15 protein-coding genes are annotated in these 16,341 nt (G+C 73.8%); 8 read left to right on the top strand and 7 right to left on the bottom strand.

The window, feature by feature from the left end:
- The first annotated feature begins 538 nt into the window (after positions 1-538).
- The 8 genes from ACWDCZ_RS01865 (at position 539) to ACWDCZ_RS01830 (ending at position 8,367) form a co-directional block, all read left to right on the top strand.
- Entirely contained in the window at positions 539-1,531 is a 993-nt protein-coding gene (locus ACWDCZ_RS01865) for a diiron oxygenase (RefSeq protein WP_117490500.1), read from the top strand.
- A 32-nt stretch (positions 1,532-1,563) separates the two neighbouring features.
- The gene (locus tag ACWDCZ_RS01860) at positions 1,564-2,535 is read left to right on the top strand and encodes a nucleoside-diphosphate kinase (protein ID WP_181970742.1); all 972 of its coding nucleotides are present in this window, start codon (positions 1,564-1,566) and stop codon (positions 2,533-2,535) included.
- Positions 2,532-3,548, top strand: coding sequence for an acetylxylan esterase (locus ACWDCZ_RS01855; RefSeq protein ID WP_449814965.1), 1,017 nt, complete (start codon positions 2,532-2,534; stop codon positions 3,546-3,548). Before ACWDCZ_RS01860 ends, ACWDCZ_RS01855 begins: the two co-directional genes overlap by 4 nt.
- A gap of 20 nt (positions 3,549-3,568) precedes the next feature.
- Positions 3,569-4,516, top strand: coding sequence for a nucleoside-diphosphate kinase (locus ACWDCZ_RS01850; RefSeq protein WP_147409231.1), 948 nt, complete (start codon positions 3,569-3,571; stop codon positions 4,514-4,516).
- Positions 4,513-5,274, top strand: a complete 762-nt coding sequence (locus tag ACWDCZ_RS01845) for an MOSC domain-containing protein (RefSeq protein WP_449814964.1) — start codon at positions 4,513-4,515, stop codon at positions 5,272-5,274. Before ACWDCZ_RS01850 ends, ACWDCZ_RS01845 begins: the two co-directional genes overlap by 4 nt.
- Before the next feature lie 5 nt (positions 5,275-5,279).
- Positions 5,280-5,939, top strand: coding sequence for a hypothetical protein (locus ACWDCZ_RS01840; protein WP_117490511.1), 660 nt, complete (start codon positions 5,280-5,282; stop codon positions 5,937-5,939).
- 62 nt (positions 5,940-6,001) lie between these two features.
- Positions 6,002-7,372, top strand: coding sequence for a nucleotidyltransferase family protein (locus tag ACWDCZ_RS01835; protein ID WP_449814963.1), 1,371 nt, complete (start codon positions 6,002-6,004; stop codon positions 7,370-7,372).
- Positions 7,372-8,367 (top strand): aminotransferase class I/II-fold pyridoxal phosphate-dependent enzyme, encoded by a 996-nt coding sequence (locus ACWDCZ_RS01830; RefSeq protein WP_117490515.1) that lies wholly within the window; start codon positions 7,372-7,374, stop codon positions 8,365-8,367. Before ACWDCZ_RS01835 ends, ACWDCZ_RS01830 begins: the two co-directional genes overlap by 1 nt.
- 17 nt (positions 8,368-8,384) lie before the next feature.
- Here the strand turns inward: ACWDCZ_RS01830 and ACWDCZ_RS01825 are convergent, their stop codons facing one another.
- The 7 genes from ACWDCZ_RS01825 to ACWDCZ_RS01795 all read right to left on the bottom strand — a co-directional run bounded on the left by ACWDCZ_RS01825 (position 8,385) and on the right by ACWDCZ_RS01795 (position 16,292).
- Positions 8,385-9,023 (bottom strand): class I SAM-dependent methyltransferase, encoded by a 639-nt coding sequence (locus ACWDCZ_RS01825; RefSeq protein ID WP_074004067.1) that lies wholly within the window; start codon positions 9,021-9,023, stop codon positions 8,385-8,387.
- An 80-nt stretch (positions 9,024-9,103) separates the two neighbouring features.
- A complete protein-coding gene (locus tag ACWDCZ_RS01820; RefSeq protein ID WP_117492098.1) occupies positions 9,104-10,333 on the bottom strand; it encodes an aminotransferase-like domain-containing protein in 1,230 nt (409 codons plus the stop codon).
- Positions 10,334-10,398: 65 nt separating this feature from the next.
- The gene (locus tag ACWDCZ_RS01815) at positions 10,399-11,550 is read right to left on the bottom strand and encodes an alpha-hydroxy acid oxidase (RefSeq protein ID WP_449814962.1); all 1,152 of its coding nucleotides are present in this window, start codon (positions 11,548-11,550) and stop codon (positions 10,399-10,401) included.
- Positions 11,547-12,644, bottom strand: a complete 1,098-nt coding sequence (gene hppD / locus ACWDCZ_RS01810; RefSeq protein WP_049649755.1) for a 4-hydroxyphenylpyruvate dioxygenase — start codon at positions 12,642-12,644, stop codon at positions 11,547-11,549. Before hppD ends, ACWDCZ_RS01815 begins: the two co-directional genes overlap by 4 nt.
- An 82-nt stretch (positions 12,645-12,726) precedes the next feature.
- Positions 12,727-14,022, bottom strand: coding sequence for an MFS transporter (locus ACWDCZ_RS01805; protein WP_449814961.1), 1,296 nt, complete (start codon positions 14,020-14,022; stop codon positions 12,727-12,729).
- A gap of 192 nt (positions 14,023-14,214) precedes the next feature.
- Entirely contained in the window at positions 14,215-15,246 is a 1,032-nt protein-coding gene (locus ACWDCZ_RS01800) for a pyridoxal phosphate-dependent aminotransferase (RefSeq protein ID WP_449814960.1), read from the bottom strand.
- Positions 15,246-16,292 (bottom strand): class I SAM-dependent methyltransferase, encoded by a 1,047-nt coding sequence (locus ACWDCZ_RS01795; RefSeq protein WP_049649758.1) that lies wholly within the window; start codon positions 16,290-16,292, stop codon positions 15,246-15,248. Before ACWDCZ_RS01795 ends, ACWDCZ_RS01800 begins: the two co-directional genes overlap by 1 nt.
- Between the last annotated feature and the right edge of the window lie 49 nt (positions 16,293-16,341).

Below are 16,341 nucleotides of genomic sequence, written 5' to 3'. Positions count from 1 at the left end.
GCCACGCCCGTTTCCGGGCGTGGCGCACGTCGCCGGCATCAGTTGCCGTTCGACAGGATGGTGCCGGTGCCGACCTTCTTGGCCGACGGCTTGATGTACTTCTTCATGACTTTCACCTCCTCCCTTGGCATAAATTTGGAGGATGAAGTTCCGCATGGGTGCGTTGACACACACGATGTGTCCGACCTGCGCAGGGCAGTGTCGATCCCACCGAAACATTCATCAGCGCATCCGCAGTGCTCGGACCGAGCAGAAGTGCGGCGCTGGTACCCCCGTACCGGGCGGTTCGGCGTCTTCTCCGTAACCGCTGCGTTAACTTCCTATCGCGGTTGAGGATCCGCGGTCAACCCGGTTCGGCATTTTCTTATGTACGGATCGGCCGGCCCGGGTGTTCAACTGACGCGCCCGTTTTGTCCGGTTCATCTGCGTCAGGGTGTCGAAGGGGTATGTGTGTCCCATTTGGGGGAGAAAAACGCCGGATGCCTTCTCCCGTGAATCCTCGAAGTTTTGTTCTTTACTTGTCGGTCGGGCTTGACCTATGGTCGAGCTCATGCCCGCAAAACGGTCAGTCATTGCGTGCCCGGAGTCCGCGGTAGCTGACGAGTACCAAAGCAAATTCGGTAATTGGGATCAGCGTGCGAGCGTCCGTGTCAAACCGAGCCGAGTACTCGCGCAGCCGTCCGACGACCAGGTCTATTTCCCACCCGAACTTGTTCCCGTCGTGTCCCACCCGATCGTGCGCGATGCCGCACCCGGGACGGTCCGCCGCATACTCGTCGAGCGGCTCTGCCACTACCTGCACTTCACCACGGAGCTGGAGTCCGTCGCCGTACTCCCCGTGACCGTGGCCCTCAGCCGCGGCCGGGACGACCTCGGTCTGGCCGCGGGCATGCGGCAGGACGCCTTCAAGATCTCGACCGACGAGGCCTGGCACGCGCAGTTCTCCCACGACCTCATGACGCAGGTCGCCGCGGAGACCGGGATCGCCCCGACCACGGCCGAACCCGCCTTCGTGCGCAGGCTGGAGGAGATCCGCGCGCTCATGCAGCCCGAGCTGCGCGGCGCCCAGTCCCTCGCCTTCTGCATCGTCAGCGAGACCCTGATCTCGGCGATCCTCTCCGACCTCCCGCGCGACCGCCGGCTGCCCGCCGCCGTCCGCGACCTGGTCCGCGACCACGCCGAGGACGAGGGCAAGCACCACGCGTACTTCCACGGCGTGCTCAAGTACTTCTGGCACTCCCTGAGCCCCCGGCAGCGCCGGCTGCTCGGGCCCTGGCTGCCCGAACTGGTCACGGTCTTCCTCGAACCGGACTACCCCGCCGTCGCCCGCTCCCTGCTCGCCGCCGGCCTCGGCACCGGGGAGGCGGAGGCCGTCATGGCCGAGTCGTACGAGGCCGCCGACGTGCGCGCCTCCATCGCCGAGGCCAGCCGCACGACCATCCGGTACTTCGTGGAGATCGGCGCCCTGGACGACCCGGGGACCCTGGACGCCTTCCACGCGGCCGGACTGACCGAGGGGCTCTCCCTGTGAGCCGACGAACGAACCGGAAGGACGGCACCGCGGTGACGACAGACAAGCTCGAGACGGCCGCCGCCCCCGAGGTGCTCCTCCACGACATCCCGCCCGGCCTGGTCCGGACGGTGACCCGGTCGCCGGCCAAGGCGCGGCTGTACGGGGTGGACAACTACTTCCGTGAGAGCAGCCGGCTCTTCGGCGACGACCTCGACGACGTGCTGCGGACCACCCTGTGCGTGCTCAAGCCCGAGGCCGCCGCCGGGCGGCGCTACCGCCCGGCCCTCGACGCGCTGCGCGACAACGGCTTCCGCCCGGTCGACGCGGTCCGCTTCCGCCACCACCGGCTCACCGTCAGGGAGACCTGGCGCTTCCAGCTGAACTTCGCCAGCCGGGAGCGGATCGACGCGATGGACCTGGTCCTCGGCACCTCCGACTCGGTGATGCTGGTCCTCAGGGACGAGCGGTGGACCCCCGGCGACGTCCCGGCCGCCGTCCGGCTGACCGCCCTCAAGGGGCCGTCCGACCCGGCGCAGCGCCGCCCCGAGCACCTGCGCAGCCGGCTCGGCGCGGTCAACGGCCTGTTCAACTTCACCCACACCTCCGACGAGCCCATCGACGTGATGCGCGAGATCGCCATCGTCTGCGACGAGGAGCGCCGCCGGCTGCTGCACGCCCGGGTGCGCGCCGGACACGACGCGGTGCCCGAGGCCCTCGCCGCCTTCGCGGAGCTGGAGGCCGAGACCCCCGCGCACGACCTGGACCTGGAGAACAGCTGGCGACGGCTGGCCGCGGCCGAGGGGCCGGCCGGCGAGCCGGCGCGCCTGCGCGCGGCGGGCCGGGAGGTCTCCGTCCGGCAGATCGCCGCCGCCCTGCGCGCCGGTGCGGACGGTCCGGCCCAGCACTGGGACCTGCTCAGCGTGCTGACGCACAGCCTGCGCTTCAACGAACCGGGCATCGGGCGGATCTTCCCCAACGTCCTGCTCGAATCCTGGCAGAACGCCCCCGCGGTCCCGGCATGACCGGCCTCCCCGACGCGCTCGCCGGGCTCCGGTCCGCCCGCCGCGCCCCGGCGGACTTCGACGCCTTCTGGCGGGACACCCTGGACTCGGCGGCGCACCCGCTGGACCCCGTCTTCACCGAGGCCCCCAGCGCGCTGGCCGCCGCCACGGTGTACGACACGTCCTTCGCGGGCTCGCGCGGCCACCGCATCGCGGCCTGGCTGATCGTGCCCCGGCCCGCACCGGCCGCCGGCCCGGACCGGCCGGCGCCCGTGCCCTGCGTGGTGCAGTTCCTCGGCTACGGCGAGGGCCGCGGGGCCCCGCTGGACTGGCTGCTGTGGCCCGCCGTCGGCCGGGCCGTGCTGGTGGTCGACACCCGCGGCCAGGGGGGCGCCAACCTGCGCCCGGGGGACACCCCCGACCCGGTCGGGGCGACGCACCCGCAGGTACCGGGATTCGTCACCCGTGGCGTACTGGACCCGGCCGGGTACTACTACCGCGACGCCTACGTCGACGCCGTGCGCGCGGTGGACACCGCGCTCGCGCACCCGGCGGTGGACCCCGGGCGGATCGTCGTCTCCGGCTGCAGCCAGGGCGGCCTGCTGGCCCTCGCCGCCGCCGCGCTGCACGGGCGGGTGGCGGCGGCGCTGGTCGAGTCCCCGTTCCTGTGCGACGTGACCGACGCGGCGCGGCTCCCGGACCGGCAGCCCTACCGCGAACTGCTGCGGTTCTGCCAGTTCCACCCGCAGCACGTCGGACGCGTCCTGGACACCCTCGCCTACTTCGACGGCGTCGCGCTGGCCGAACGCGCCGCCTGCCCGGCCCTGTTCTCCCTCGCGATGCGGGACCAGGTCTGCTCCCCGGCCTCCGTCGCCACCACCTACCACCACTACGCCGGGCCGAAGCGGATCGGCGTGTGGCCGTTCGCCGGACACGCCGAGCCCAACGGCTACCAGCGCCGGGCGGAGGTGGACTTCGTCGCCGGGGTCCTCGGCGACCGTCCCGGTGCCCAGGCCGCGGCACCGGTGTCCTGAAAGACAGGGAGAGAGCACACGTGCTGTCCGAAGCATTGCCAGACCGGGAGCGGCTCAGCGAAGTCGACCAGGACGTCCTCGACCAGCTCACCTGGTCCCCGGAGAAGGCGCGGATGTACTCCGTGGAGCAGTACCTCCGGGAGAGCTGCTGGACCTTCGGCGGGGACCTGCCGCGGATGCTCGGCATCACGCTGTGCATGCTCAAGGCCGAGGCCACCGCGGGCCGTCGGCTGCGCTCCGCCGTCCGGGCGCTGGCCGGCGCCGGCTTCGAGCCGGTCGACGTGGTGGTCTTCCGGCACGACCGGCAGACCATCCGCGAGGTCTGGCGCCACCACTTCAACATCGCCACCTGGGACCGGGTCGAGGCGATGGACCTGATCCTGCCCAGCATCGACACGGTCTGCCTGGTCCTGAAGGACACCCGGTGGGCGCCCGGCCGGATGCCGGCCGCCATCCGCCTGAACTCCCTCAAGGGCCCGGCCGATCCGGAGCAGCGTCACCCCGACCACCTGCGCCACCAACTGGGCGTCGTCAACGGCCTGTTCAACTTCATGCACTGCTCGGACGAGCCGATCGACGTGTTCCGGGAGATCTCCGTCCTGTGCGACGACGACCGCCGCGCCCTGATGCGCGAACGGATCCTCGCCGACCACGACGCCCTCCCCGAGGTGCTGGCCGCCTTCGACACGCTCGAAAGCCGCCACCCGGCCCACGACTTCGACTACGAGCTCAGCTGGGAGCGGCTGCGCACCGCCCCGGGCCGGCCGGGCGAGCTGGCCGCCCGCCGCGCCGCGGGCGGCGAGGTCGCGCTGACCGAGGTCATGGCGGCCACCCACGGCGTCCCGTACGAGCACCCCAGCCGCTGGGACCTGCTGACCGTGATCACCCACCTGCTGAAGGAGATGAACCTCCCCGGCGTGACCACCAGCGTCCCGAACGTCACCGCGGACTGGGACGGGCCGAGGTGACCACGGCGGGGCGGCTGCTCACCGTCAACCTCGGCGTCGAGCGCACCGGGCCGTGGACCTCCAACGGCCGCAGCGGCATCGACAAGCGGCCGGTGCCCGGCCCCGTCATGGCCCGGGCCACCGGGCTCGACGGCGACCTGATCGTCAACACGAAGGCGCACGGCGGCGTCGACAAGGCGGTGTACGCGTTCGCGCGCGAGGACGCCGGCTTCTGGGAGCGGGAACTCGGCCGCACCGTGGCGCCCGGGAACTTCGGCGAGAACTTCTCCACCGTCGGCGTCGACGTCACCCACGCCGAGATCGGCGAGCGCTGGCGGATCGGCGGCGCGGTCTTCGAGGTGATCCGCCCGCGCAAGCCCTGCCGGGTCTTCGCGGGCTTCTGGGACGTCCCGGACCTGGTCAAGCGGTTCATCGCGAACGGCGCGCCGGGCGCCTACCTGAGGGTCCTGACCGAGGGCGAGGTCTCGCCGGGCGATCCCGTCGAGGTGGTCAAGCGGCCGGGCCACGGGGTCACGGTGAACCTGATGCTGCGCGCGCTGACCACGGAGCCGGAGCTGCTGCCGCTGATGCTGCGGGCGCCGGAGATGCTCCCCAAGATCCAGGACCGGGCGCGGCGCCGGCTCGCCGCCCAGCAGGAGCAGCGGGACCAGCAGGAGCAGCGGGACCAGCAGGAGCAGCGAGACCTTCACGAACTCCGGGAACCCCGGGAACTCCAGGGGCGACCGCACCATCACGCGCACGTGGGGAAGGAACAGTGACAGCCATGACCGCCACGGGGGACCAGCTCATCGACCCGGCCCGGCTCGCCGCCCTCGCCTGGGAGGACCTCCCGGTCCTCCACGACCAGCTCGCGGAGCTGCTGGAGGAGCTGAGCACGGAGGAGTGGCTCGGCGCGGCCTTCGACCACGTCCTGGCCACGCCGGACCTGCTGGTGCAGAGCGAACGGCTGCAGGAGCTGGACCGGGTGGTCCTGGTCAACGACGCCGCGAGCGGCGTGCGGGTACGGCTGCACGTCTTCCGCGACCGCGAGTTCGACCGTCCGCACAACCACCGCTGGACCTTCGGCAACCGGGTGCTGGCCGGCAGCTACCGCCACTACCTCTACGGCGACTACGAGGAGCTGACCACCGACACCAAGCTCGGTGAGCCCTTCATGGTCCGGGACGAGACGCCCGGCACCGGCTACGTGATCCGCCACACCCTGGTGCACTCGGTCGCCGCCGTGCCCGACACCACCTCGCTGATCGTCCGCGGCCCGGCCGCCAAGGACCGCTTCGTGGTCATGAACAACGAGACCGGCGAGGCCTGGTGGCAGTACGGGCACACGGTCGAGGACGAGGCGGAGATCGCCAAGCGGCGCCTCGGCGCGGAGAAGGTCTCCGGCATCCGCGACCTGCTGGTGCGCCAGGGCGTCCTGCACTGAACGCGGCCACGCCCGTGACCGCGGCCACCCCCGGCCACCCGAGAGCACGAGGAAAGACCACCATGGGAACCGAATCCCCCACCCCTGACGACCTGGCCGCCCTGCGCAGCCTCTCCAGCCTCCAACCGCTGTACGGCATCGAGCGCTCGCTGACCGCCATCGCCTCGATGGGCTCCCTGGAAGCGGCCCGCTTCCTGGAGACCCTGCGGATGCGCACGCTGGTGATGTCCCGCCTCGCCCCGTACGAGGACCGGCCGGGCGTGCGCGGCTGTATGGCCGCGATGCGTCCCAAGACGGACAGCCTCAAGCGGATGCACAAGGTCCTGGACGCCAACCTGGAGATGCTGGAGCGGATCGCCCGCGACGCGGGCCTGGAGTTCTTCGCGATCAAGGGACTCGGCGCCCGCGCGACCTACCGCGACCCCGGCGTGCGCGACTTCAGCGACCTGGACGTCTTCGTGCGGACCCGGTCCGACGCGAGCGTCCTGGTCAGGGCGCTGCGCACGGAGCACGGCTACCAGTACCTGAAGGCCGAACTGCCGTGGATCAAGTACGACCCGAGCGAGAACCTCGTGTACGGGCAGTTCCCGCTGGTCGCGCCGGACGGTGCCGAGGACCTGCTGAACGTGGACATCCACTTCGGCGACTACTCGGTGCGGCACAGCAGCCGGATCGGGCTGACCCCGCGGCTGCCCGCCGGGGAGCCCGGGATCCACGTCCTCGCGCCCGAGGAGAACCTCGCCTGCGTCGTCAACAACGCCGCGGGCGACTACTTCGTGACGGCCAAGGACACCAACGACCTGCTGATGGCGCTCTCGCTGCCGGAGTTCGACGTCCCGCGCTTCGCCGCCCGGCTGCGCCAGGCCGGCCTGGAGGGCTTCCTCGGCTTCATCGTGGCCGGGTTGCGGGCCGGCACGGCCCTCACGGCGGCGCAGGAGGAGCGGCTGCGCGCCCTGCCCGCGGTGCGCACCCTGGAGCCGGTGCCGAACCCGCGGGAGCCGCACTGGGAGCGGCGCTGCCTGGGCACCACCGTGCACGCCTTCGGGGAGGGGCGCCGGCGCGGCGGGCTGGTCGGCGCGGTGAGGCTGGCCGCCGACGCGTACGGCTACTACCGCAACCGGCTGTCGCTGAGCGTGGCGGGCCCGGCGGACGGCGGCAGCGCCGAGCCCTTCGCGCTGAACCCGTGGACCTGCGTGCGGCTCGTCCCGGTGGACATCGCCGAGGACCTGCTGGCCGGCCGGCCGGTCCCGCCGAACCCCGCCACCCCCGGCCCCGCCAAGGCGCTCAGGGCGGACCGGGGCATCCAGCGGCTCGACACCCCGTACGGGCAGTACGTGCGGATCGAGGACGAGACCTTCCTCGCCACCGTGGACTACCGGCTGCCGGGCGAGCTGATCGCCGGCGCCCGGGCGGTCGCCGCGGGCCGGGGCTGATGCTCGACCTCGGCGGTCCGCCCCGCCCCTGGCCGCCGGCCCTGGTGCGCCGCTTCGGTGCGGCGCACGACCGGGCCCTGGCGCGGGCGGACTGCTGGAGCACCCCGCCCGCGCAGGGCGACCCGGAGCTGCTGGAGCGGCTGGCCGAGCTGTTCGGCGCCCCGCCGGAGCGGACGGTGGTCACCGGCGGGGTGCGCCAGTTCGCCGGGAGCTGGGCGGGGCGCACCCGTACCGCACTGGTGGAGCGGCCGGGCTTCGCCGACATCGGGCCGGTCCTCGCCGGGGCGTCCGAGGTCCGGGCGCTGGCCTGGGAGGACCTCCCCGGCGCGGCCCGCGGCGGCCCGGAGCCGGTGACGGTCTGGGTGACCAGCCCGTACCGCAATCCGGACGGCCGGTCGCTGGACGCGGCCGGCCGCCTGGCCCTGGCGGAACTGGCCGCCGAGGGGCACCAGGTGGTGGTCAACCAGGTCTACCGCTGGTTCGCCCCGCCGGAGGAACCACCCGACGGCTGCTGGGGCGTGACCTCACTGGCGAAGCTGTGCGGCGGCGGCAGCCGGCTCGGCTGGGCGACCCTGCCCGACCCGTCCGCCGCGCTGCCGACGCTGCGCGCCGCCGGGCCCGCCACCACCTGGCAGCGGGCCTGGGCCGGCTTCCTCGACCGGTCCGCGCTGACCTCGCTGGTCCGGGCCTGCGTCGAACCCACGCTGGAGGCACGCCGGCTGTTCACCGAGCGGCTCGGCGAGCTGCTGGGCTGGGAGTTCACCGGGGGAGGGATGTCCCTGCTGCTGTCCTGGCGGGGCGCCACGGAGGAGCGGGTCCTGGCCGAACTCGCCGGACTGGACCTCGTGGTGGGGCCCGGCTCGGCCTTCGACGCGCCCCCGGGCTCGGTGCGGCTCGCGTTCTCCGGCGTCGACGCGCGGGAGGCGGTACGGGCCGCCGACCGGGTGGCCCGGCTGGCGGCCCGCACGGCGGGGGCGCTGGCGCCCGCGGCGTAGGGCCGGGCTCTGCCGGCTCAGGAGGCGGTACGGGCGTACGCGGTCAGCCAGTTGAGGTCGCGGTGCCCGGCGCCGTAGCGCTGCCGCTCGTTGACGACGCGGACGTCGGCCCCGGTGAAGCCGGCCGCCTCCAGCAGGCCGCGGACCCGGTCGGCGGTCTGGTAGCGGAAGAAGCGGGCGGCGTCGGCGCTGAAGGACTCGACGAACTCCTCCTCGCCCTCCCCCTCCTTGAAGCTGACGAACAGCGCCCCGCCGGGCCGCAGCACCCGGTGGAACTCGGCCAGCGCGGCCGCCACGTGCTCGTCCCTGAGGTGCAGCAGCGTCGCCTGGGACCAGACGCCCGCGAAGGAGGCGTCGGGGAGGTCCAGCGCGCACACGTCCATGCGCCGGAAGTCCAGGCCGGGGTGGAGCTCCCGGGCCCGGGCGACGAAGGGCTCGCTCAGGTCGACGCCGGTCACCGCCACGCCCCTGGCCGCCAGCAGGGCCGTGTCGCGGCCGAAGGCGCACCCGGCGTCCAGGACCGGCCCGGCCGGATCGGGGAGCATCCCGGTGAAGAGGTCGAGCTCCTCGTCCGGGACCATGCCCTTGGTGGCGGACTCGTACTTGTCGGCGCTGTGCTCGTAGGCGGCGATGGTGCGTGAGAGGTAGTCAAGCATGCCTGAAACCTACCCTCGTGGGGGTCGGAGCGGGCCGGAAGGGGGGCGCCCCGGACGGGACGCCCCCCTTCCGGGGCCGGTCAGGACTGCGCGGCGAGCAGCGCGGCCAGCCCGTCCAGCCCCCGGTCGACGGTGGCCGGGTCGACCTGGCTGACGGAGAGCCGCAGTTGGTGCTCCCCGCCCGTCCCCGGGTAGAAGTGCGACATCGGTGTCCAGATCACCCCGTACTCCGAGGCGGAGCGCTCCAGCAGCGCGTCGTCCACCACGCACGGCACCGTGAGCACCAGGAAGAACCCGCCGCGCGGCTCGTTCCAGGTCACCCCGCAGCCGGGCGGGAAGCGCCGGGCCAGGCCCTCCAGCACCAGCGCGAGGTTGCGCCGGTAGAGCGCGGCCACCTCGGTGTTGGCGGCCCGCAGGCTGTGGCCGTGCTCCAGCAGCGCGCCGCCGATCACGGCCTGGGCGATCGGCGAGGTGTTCACCGTGGTCATGCTCTTGATCATGCCGAGCAGGTCGGCGAACAGCCCGGTGCCGCCCTGCCCGTCCGCCACCAGCTGGTCCGCCACCACGTACCCGACCCGGGCGCCCGGCAGGGCCGTCTTGGCGAAGGAGCCGAGGTGGACCACCCGCCGGTCGGTGTCCAGCGCCTTGAGCGAGGGCAGCCGCTCCTCGCCGGCGAACACGCAGTACGGGTTGTCCTCCAGCAGCAGGAAGTCCTCCTCGGAGGCCAGCGCCAGCAGCTCCCGGCGCAGCTCCAGCGGCAGGCTGGCCCCGCTCGGGTTGGCCACGTCCGGCACCAGGTAGAGCGCCCGCGGGCGCAGCCCCTCGGCCCGGGCGGCGGCCAGTTGGCGGCGCAGGTCGGCGAGGTCCACGCCGTCCGGGCCGTCGGCGACCGCCCGCACCGGCAGGTCGGCCAGCAGCGCCGCGCCGGTCAGCCCCACGTAGGTGGGGGAGACGGCCAGCACCAGGTCCTCGGGGCCGCGGCGCAGCGCCCGCAGCACCAGGAACATCGCCTCCTGGCAGCCCACCGTCACCACGATCGACTCGGCGGGCACCTCGATGCCCTCGTCGGTGGCGAGGTGGGTGGCGATCAGCTCGTGGATGATCCCCTTGGTCCGCCCGTACTGGAGCACCTGCCGGCGGGCCGCCTCCTCGGTCAGCCCGCGCTCGGTGCGCAGGTGGTCGAGGTAGCGGTCCAGGTGGCGGTGGACGGCGTCCAGCTCGAAGAACTGCTCGGCCGGGCGGCCGGCCGCGAAGGAGACCGCCTCCGGGTAACGGATGGAGATCTCGTTGAGCAGGTTCATCGAGGTCATCGCCGGGTCGGCGAGGGAGGTGTGCAGGCCCGCGAGCAGCAGGTCGTGCGGTGCGGCGATGGTGGTCACGGGGTGCTCCAGACGGGGCAGGGCAGGGTGGTGGTGCGCAGTTCGGCGGCGGCCCGGGGGTCGGCGCAGCCCGCGAGGCCGAGCGCGTGCCGCAGCTCGGTGGCGAGCAGGTCGAGGACCTCGGTGCAGCCCGCCTCGCCGCCGGCCGCCAGGCCCCAGATCAGCGGGCGCCCGAGCAGGACCCCGGTGGCGCCGAGGGCCAGCGCGGTGAGCACGTCCGAGCCGCCGCGCACCCCGCTGTCCAGCAGCACCTGGCAGTCCTCGCCGGCCAGCGCCTCGGCGACCTCCGGCAGCATCGTCACGGCGGGCACGGCCCGGTCGAGCTGGCGGCCGCCGTGGTTGGAGACCACCACGGCCGCGGCGCCGATCCCGGCGGCCCGCCGGGCGTCGGCCGGGTCGAGCACGCCCTTGACCACCAGCGGCAGGTCGGTCTCGCCGCGCAGCCACTCGAGGTCGGCCCAGGTGACGCCGGGGGAGAGCAGCTCCGCGGTGTGCGCGGCCACCGCCGAGACGGCGGCGGTGGACTCGTGCGCCCGCCCGGCGGCGCCGCCCTCCAGCAGCGCCGCGCGGACGTTCGACGGCAGGGCGAACGCGTTCCTGGCGTCGCGCAGCCGGCGGCCCATGTACGGCACGTCGGCGGTGACCACCAGGGCCTCGCTGCCGGCCTCCTCGGCCGCCCTGACCAGGTCGAGCAGCCGGCCGCGGTCGCGCAGCCAGTACAGCTGGAACCAGAGCGTGGCGCCGGTCTTCGCGAGCTCCTCGAAGCCGACGCTGCTGAGCGTGCCGACGGTGAACGGCACGCCCGCGGCGGCCGCGGCGCGGGCCGAGGCCAGCTCGCCCTCGGGGTGGAACAGCCGGTGGTAGGCGACGGGTGCCACCGCCACCGGCAGGGCCGCCCGGCTGCGCACCAGGGTGGCGGCGGTGTCCCGGGTGCTGACGTCGGTCAGCACCCGGGGCACCAGGGCCACCCGGTCGAAGGCGGCCCGGTTGGCGGCGAGCGTCAACTCGCGCTCGGCACCGCCCTCCAGCCACTCCCAGACCTCGGGCGCGAGCACGGCCCGGGCCCGGTCGGCGTACTCCGCGACGGACAGCGCCGGGCGCCCGCCGGCCGGGCCGGTCGGTGGTTCGTTGCGGACGGACGCGCTCATCCGGCCACTTCGCTGGCGTTGCGCTGGAGCTCCACGGCCTCGTAGAGGGCGCGGATGTTGTTGCTGCCGAAGTTGCGGGCCCGGATGCGCTCGATCACCTCGAAGAAGAAGGTGTTCCGCGGGTGCTGGGAGCGGGTGAAGATCTGGAACAGCTGGCCGTCGTGGTCCTGGTCGACCAGCAGGTTCAGCTCGCGCAGCTGCTCGAAGGAGTGCCGCAGCGGCGTCAGGCGGCCGGGCAGCGCGTCGTAGTAGGTCTGCGGGGTGCGCAGGAACGGCACGCCGCGCTCGGCCATGGTGGAGACGGAGTGCACCGCGTCCTCGGCGGCGAAGGCGACGTGCTGCACGCCGGCGCCGCCGTGGCCGGCCAGGAAGGAGGCGATCTGGCCGCCCGCGTCCGCGGTGAGCGGCTCGATCAGGGTGAGGGTGACGCTGTGGTCGGCGCTCTGCACGACCGCCGAGTCCATGCCGAGCGCGCCGACCTCGACCCGCTCCTCGAAGATCGTCCGGAAGCCGAAGACCTCGCGGTAGCGGTGCTCGGTCTTGCGCAGCTCGCCGAACGGCACCAGGACGGCGAAGTGGTCGACGGTCCGCAGGCCGACCTGGCCCTCGCCGGTCAGCGGGGCCGGGTCGGGCAGGCCGGGGATGCGGCCGGCCGGGACCTCGGGGCCGCGCTCGATCAGGGTGTGCACCACCTCGCCGAAGGCGTCGACGACCGCGGTGACGCAGCCGTCCGCGGCCTTCGGCTCGCCCAGCGCGGCGGCGCCGCGGGCGGTCAGGGTGCGGTACGCGTCGGTGGCGTCCGGCACCCGCAGGCCGAGGGCGCCGACGCCGTCGCCGTGCCGGGCCAGGTAGCCGGTGGCCGGGTGGCCGGCGGCCAGCGGCTGGGTGAGCAGCAGTCGGATGGAGGCCTGGCCGACCAGCGCGGACAGGCAGCGCTCGGCGGCCTCGCCGCGCTCGGTCGGCGGGACGAGCAGCTCGAAGCCGTACTCCGTGGTCAGCCGGGTGGTCTCGGCGCCCAGGTCGGCCACGTAGAACTCGACGTGGTCCAGCTCGACGGGGATCGGGGTGACGGTGGGAGAGGAACGGTCGGTCATCAGAGGAGCTCTCTCGTGAGGAGGACGGGAGGTGCTGAAGGACGATCGGGAGGAGCGGGCGTACGGGTGCGGGTGCGCGGGATCAGGTGGACTGGAGGTCCTTGGCGTTCTCGGGCTCGGCCGGGCCGTCGCCCTCGCCCTCGCCGTCGCCCTCGTCGGTGTCCGCGTCCGCGTCCGGGCCCTCGGGCTCCGGCGGCTCGGTCGGGGCCTCCGGCTTGCCGATCAGGTGGGCGGACGCGAGCAGCGCGCCGACCACCATCACGCCGAGCACCACCCGGAAGTCCAGGGCGGCCACCAGGCCGGAGCCGACGCCGACGGCCAGCGCCTGTGGCGCGGTGAGCGAGAGGTTGACGGCCGCCTGGGCGCGCCCCATCAGTTGCGGCGGGGTGGAGGCCTGGGCGGCGGTGGCGAGGCCGACCATGGCGGCCGGGATGCCCGCGCCCGCGATCACCAGGCCGGCCGACACCACGTACAGCGACGGGGCCAGCAGCAGGACGGTCCCGAGGCCGAACACCGCCGAGCCCGCCATGACCGTCCGGCGCGGCCCGAGCCTGCCGATCAGCAGGCCGCCGACCACCGAGCCGGCCAGCGCGCCGACGGCCTCGGTGGTCTCCAGCACGCCGAGGAACTGCGGCGAGCGGTGCAGCCCGTGCTGGGTCAGCGCGAACAGCACCGGCTGCAGCAGGCTCAGCACGAAGCCGGAGGCGGCGGTGGCCGCGACCAGCGGCCGCAGCCCGACCGAACCGCGCAGGTGGACGAAGCCGGCCAGCACCTCGGTGCGCCACCGCAGGCCCGAGGGCTCCGGCTTGACCTCCTCCACCCGCAGGGTGAGGAAGCTCAGCGCGGCCAGCAGCAGCACGACGAGGTCGGCCACCGCCACCACGTGCCCGCCGAACCAGCCGTAGAGGCCCGAGCCGAGCAGCGGCGCCACCAGCGTGGTGCCGGCCCGGGCGCTCTGGGTCAACCCGGCCGCCGCGCCGAAGTCCTGACGCTCCGTCAGGATGCTGCGCAGCAGCGCGCTCTGCGCCGGGGCCAGGACGGCCCCGGCCAGACCGCAGACCGTGGCGGTGCAGTAGATGATCCAGACCGTGTCCCGGCCGTCGACCAGCAGCAGCGGCAGCAGCGAGAGGGCCACCGCCAGGTTGACCCCGACCAGCAGCGGCTTGCGCCGGACCCGGTCGGCGAGCAGGCCGCCGAGCGGGAGCAGCAGCAGGGGCGCGGAGAAGCAGAACAGCACCAGACCGGCGGCGGAGTTGCTGCCGGTCAGCACCTTGGCCCAGATGCCGAGGGCGATGGAGAGGGCGCTGTCACCGAGGACGGACAGGGTCTGCCCGGCCAGGTAGCGCCGGAACTCCGGGCGGACCAACAGCGGGTGCATGGCGGTTCCTTCGCTGCGCCGACGGCGCTTCGGGGTGTGCAGGGGTGTGCGGTGGTGCCGTGGTGCTCGGTGGTGCGGTGGTGCTGTGCGGTGCTGTGCGGTGGTGCAGGGGCGCCCGGGGTGCGCCCTGACGCACGCGGGGTGCTCAGGGCGCCGGGCGGTCGGCGCGTCGGCGGGTCGGGCGCCGGGCGCTCAGAGTGTGGCCGGGTGGGCCGGGGCGAGCGGGGCGACGGCGGCGAAGCCCTCGATCACCGCGTCGTTGGCGTCCTTCTCGCCGATGGCGACCCGGATGCCCTGGCCGGGGTAGTAGCGCACGGCCACGCCCAGGCGCTCCAGCTCCGCGCGCAGCGGGAGCTGGTCGCCGGGGGCGTCGACCCACAGGAAGTTGGTGACGCTGGGCGCCACCGTCCAGCCGAGGCGCAGCAGTTCGGCCTCGGTGCGCTCCCGCTCCGCGGCGATCTCGGCGATCCGGCGCGCCATCTCGTCCTCGGCGCCGACGGCGGCGAGCAGGCCCGCCTCCTGGAGCCGGTTCACCGCGTACGGCACCTGGTGGTCCCGTACCCGTTGGGCCACGGACTCCTCCGCCAGCGCGTAGCCGATCCGCAGCGCGGCGATGCCGTGCGACTTGGACAGGGTGCGCAGCACCACGAGGTTCGGCCACTCGGCGATCCGGGCCGGCACGTCCGGGGCCTGCCAGCCCAGGGCGAAGTCGACGTACGCCTCGTCGAGCAGGATCAGCGCGGTGGCCGGCACCCGGTGGAAGAACTCCGTCAGCTCGGCCCAGGAGTAGACCGTGCCGGTCGGGTTGTGCGGGTTGCACAGCACGACGATCCGGGTGCGCCCGTCCATCCGCTCGGCCATCGCCGCCAGGTCGTGCCGGGCGTCGGGGCCGAGCGGGACCGGCCGGGCCTCGGCCCGGGCGATCTCGCAGAACAGCGGGTACGCGTCGAAGCAGGGCGCCGAGTGGACCACGTTGTCGCCGGGCTCGACCACCGTGTGGAAGAGGTCCAGCGCCACGCCCGCCGAGCCGTGGCCGACCACGACCTGGCCGGCCGGGACGTCCTGCCAGTCGGCGACGATCCCGGCGATCCGCTCCGGACGGAAGTCCGGGTAGCGGTGCAGGTCGGCACTGGCCTCGGCCAGCGCCGCCAGCACCGACGGCAGCGGCGGGTACGGGTGCTCGTTCTGTGCCAGCAGGTACCTGGCGTCCGACGGGCCGGCCATCAGTCGGCCTGGAGGACGTAGAGCCAGGAGTGCGGGGTGGCGAGCGCCTCGACGCGGTCGATCCGCAGGCCGGCCTCGGTGAACAGCTCCTCGTAGGTGGCCTTGGTGTGCAGCGGGACGCCCATCATCGCGTGCGCCAGCTCGAAGCCCACCGAGAAGACCGGCTGGGCGCCGTCGGAGGTGCCCGGGTCGCGCAGCATGGTGTCGCCGAGGACGAAGGTGCGGGCCTTCGGGAAGGACTCCCGCATCCGGGTGAAGATCGAGGAGCGGGTGGCCGGGTCGGCCAGCAGGTCGTGCAGCAGGAAGAAGCTCATCACGGTGTCGACCTCGGCCACCTCGGCGGCCTCGGCGTCGTTGTCGATCTGGGTGCCGAGCAGGCCCAGCACGTCCGCGCGGACGGCGGTGACCCGGTCCTGCATGCCGGCCTCGACGATGTCGCGGCGGGCGATGTCGGTGGCCGGGCGGCTGATGTCGATGCCCAGGCCCCGGGAGCCCTCGCGCTGCGAGACCACCCGGCGCACCCGGGCGGAGGTGCCCGAGCCCAGGTCGGCGATGTGCCGGAAGTCGATGCCGCTCAGCACGTCGGTGAGCTGGGCGGCGAACAGCGACTGGTCGCACTGGGCGGAGCCGAGGGCGACCATCGCCTCGTCGCGGAAGACGTCCGTGTCGTAGCGGTGGGTGCCGGCGCTCAGGTGGCCGGCGCGGCCGAACACGTCGTGGTAGCCGCCGACGGCCCAGGTGAAGTAGCCGCGCGCGGCGGCGATCTCCAGGCCCGCCTCGGTGGGCAGGTAGGCGTCGCCGTCGGCCTTGAGGTAGCCGTAGTCGGCGGCGGCGCGCAGCACGGCCTCGGTCCGGGCGGTGTCGCCGGCCTGGGCGGTGGCCTCGGCGGCCGAGAGCGGCTCGCCGCGCCCGATCGACTCCAGCAGGCCGATCCGGTCCAGCGCGAAGATCACGTTGGCGGCGATGAAGCCGTTGTAGGCGTCGGTCGAGGTGATCGGCGACGGGGTGATGCCACGCCAGGTGTCGGGGATGGCCGCAGTGGTCATGGTGGTGTCCGTTTCTCGGTGGGCGGACCGGGTGCGGTCCGCGTGGTGT

It is taken from the genome of Kitasatospora sp. NPDC001225, from assembly GCF_053597855.1.
Note: the sequence above shows the minus strand (reverse complement) of the source record. Positions and strands in the feature narration are given on the sequence as shown.

Excerpts from the sequence above, each read along its gene's own strand:
- ACWDCZ_RS01840 (WP_117490511.1), top strand. The coding sequence starts at position 5,280 with ATGACCGCCACGGGGGACCAGCTCATCGACCCGGCCCGGCTCGCCGCC.
- hppD (WP_049649755.1), bottom strand. The coding sequence starts at position 12,644 with ATGACCGACCGTTCCTCTCCCACCGTCACCCCGATCCCCGTCGAGCTG.
- ACWDCZ_RS01865 (WP_117490500.1), top strand. The coding sequence starts at position 539 with ATGGTCGAGCTCATGCCCGCAAAACGGTCAGTCATTGCGTGCCCGGAG.
- ACWDCZ_RS01815 (WP_449814962.1), bottom strand. The coding sequence starts at position 11,550 with ATGAGCGCGTCCGTCCGCAACGAACCACCGACCGGCCCGGCCGGCGGG.
- ACWDCZ_RS01800 (WP_449814960.1), bottom strand. The coding sequence starts at position 15,246 with ATGGCCGGCCCGTCGGACGCCAGGTACCTGCTGGCACAGAACGAGCAC.
- ACWDCZ_RS01830 (WP_117490515.1), top strand. The coding sequence starts at position 7,372 with ATGCTCGACCTCGGCGGTCCGCCCCGCCCCTGGCCGCCGGCCCTGGTG.
- ACWDCZ_RS01855 (WP_449814965.1), top strand. The coding sequence starts at position 2,532 with ATGACCGGCCTCCCCGACGCGCTCGCCGGGCTCCGGTCCGCCCGCCGC.
- ACWDCZ_RS01835 (WP_449814963.1), top strand. The coding sequence starts at position 6,002 with ATGGGAACCGAATCCCCCACCCCTGACGACCTGGCCGCCCTGCGCAGC.
- ACWDCZ_RS01805 (WP_449814961.1), bottom strand. The coding sequence starts at position 14,022 with ATGCACCCGCTGTTGGTCCGCCCGGAGTTCCGGCGCTACCTGGCCGGG.
- ACWDCZ_RS01795 (WP_049649758.1), bottom strand. The coding sequence starts at position 16,292 with ATGACCACTGCGGCCATCCCCGACACCTGGCGTGGCATCACCCCGTCG.
- ACWDCZ_RS01825 (WP_074004067.1), bottom strand. The coding sequence starts at position 9,023 with ATGCTTGACTACCTCTCACGCACCATCGCCGCCTACGAGCACAGCGCC.
- ACWDCZ_RS01820 (WP_117492098.1), bottom strand. The coding sequence starts at position 10,333 with ATGACCTCGATGAACCTGCTCAACGAGATCTCCATCCGTTACCCGGAG.